1 protein-coding gene is annotated in these 1,739 nt (G+C 39.2%); it reads left to right on the forward strand.

All coding sequences use genetic code 11. The features are described from left to right. Positions 1 to 123: 123 nt before the first annotated feature. The coding region (locus E1176_RS01445; protein ID WP_155208801.1) for an OmpA family protein at positions 124 to 1,739 on the forward strand (1,616 nt) is incomplete at its 3' end.

The following is a 1,739-nucleotide window of genomic DNA, read 5'->3' on the forward strand; positions in this document are numbered from 1 at the left end:
AAATATGAGGAAGCTAAGACTATATTTCTTGAATTTTTAAGGTTGCGCCCCAACGCTGAAGATTTCAGATTGCTAAAACGCATTGCAAACAATCAAATCAAGTCTTGTAAACAAGCACTTCAAATGTATCAGGATGCATATGTCGAAGAGTTTAAAATTACCGCCCTACCCAATAAAGTGAATAGCAAATATTCAGAGTTTGGTGCTTTCTGGAAAGATAACAACACCCTTATTTATAGCTCTTATAACAGCGATAAGCTGATTGAAGTACCAGCTGAAGAACAGTTCGTTCCTCCTGTTAACCTATACGAAACCAAAAAATCAGGTGACGATTGGAAAAAACCTGAGCTTGTAAAAGACTTTTCTCACGACTATTTACATTCTGCAAATGGCAGCTATTCTTTAAATAAAAAGCGATTTGTATTTAGCCGATGCGGCCAGAATACCACAAATCAGATTAAATGTGATTTATATGTCAGTGATTATAAAAATGGAAGCTGGTCTGAACCAGAAAAACTAGGAAATAAAATTAATTTGGGTAGCTATACGAGCACTCAACCTGCCTTTGGTGTTATGTCAAGACGTGGCCATAAGACGGAAGTGCTTTATTTTAGCTCAAACAGACCCGGTGGTAAAGGCCAATTAGACATTTGGTATACAACCTTTAAAGCTGGCGATTGGACTGAACCTATAAATTGCGGTAGCGCGATTAACACCATAGGCAATGAGATAACTCCTTACTATCACGGTAAAACCAAAGAACTATATTTTAGCTCTGATTATCATAATGGGCTTGGAGGGTATGATATATTTAAAGCCTATGGCGGACTCAAAAGCTGGAAAAGACCAGAAAACATGGGCATCACTATTAACTCAGGATATGATGACACGTACTTCAGCTGGAGGGAATATCTCAAGGATGGTACGCTCGTATCAAACAGAACCGGGAGTCGGTCGGTGTTTATGGAAAATTGCTGTGACGACATCTATGCTTTCAATTACGAATCACTTTCAATTATAGAGGGGCTCATTGTGAAGAATGACACAACCATGGAAAGACTCCCCGGGGTCGAAATCGGTTTGGCAGACCTGACTCACTTAGAGTACCCTGATAGTGTAAATTGGATAAGCGAAAGTGATGACAAGGGAAGTTTCAAATTAAAATATAAACCCGGGCATGATGCCTATGTGGTTGTTGCAAAAGAAGGGTACGAGACTCATTATATTAAAATAAGTGACCTATCGAAAGCATCAGCAAGTGATAGTCTTCCTCATATTGCCATGATTAATGACCTGAAGTGGTTAGAAAAACTAGATAAAATCAAGAATCAGGATGTGCAGGTGCTATCAGAACAATCACTGAGTAAGAGAGTGAAAAAAGGCGCTGTGTTTGTTATGGAGCACATTTACTTTGATTTTAATGATGCGACCATTAAACCTGAAGCTTATCAGGACCTCACCCTGCTTCAAAGCTATTTGGAGAGAAACAAAAACACTGTGATAGAAATTGGTGGACACACCGATAATTTAGGCTCAAGTGAGCACAACCATGCACTCTCACAGAGCCGGGCAGATGCTATAAAAGAATATTTAGTGGGTAAAGGTATATCTGCGTCCCGATTAATTGCTGTCGGCTATGGAGAAGAAAAACCAATCGCTCAAAATCAGTTTGAAAGTGGAGCTGATAACCCGGAGGGCAGAAGACTTAACAGAAGAACAGAAGTTAAGATTTTAAAGTA

Origin of the sequence: Fulvivirga aurantia (assembly GCF_009711475.1) — a bacterium.
GTDB classification, from domain to species: Bacteria; Bacteroidota; Bacteroidia; order Cytophagales; family Cyclobacteriaceae; genus Fulvivirga; species Fulvivirga aurantia.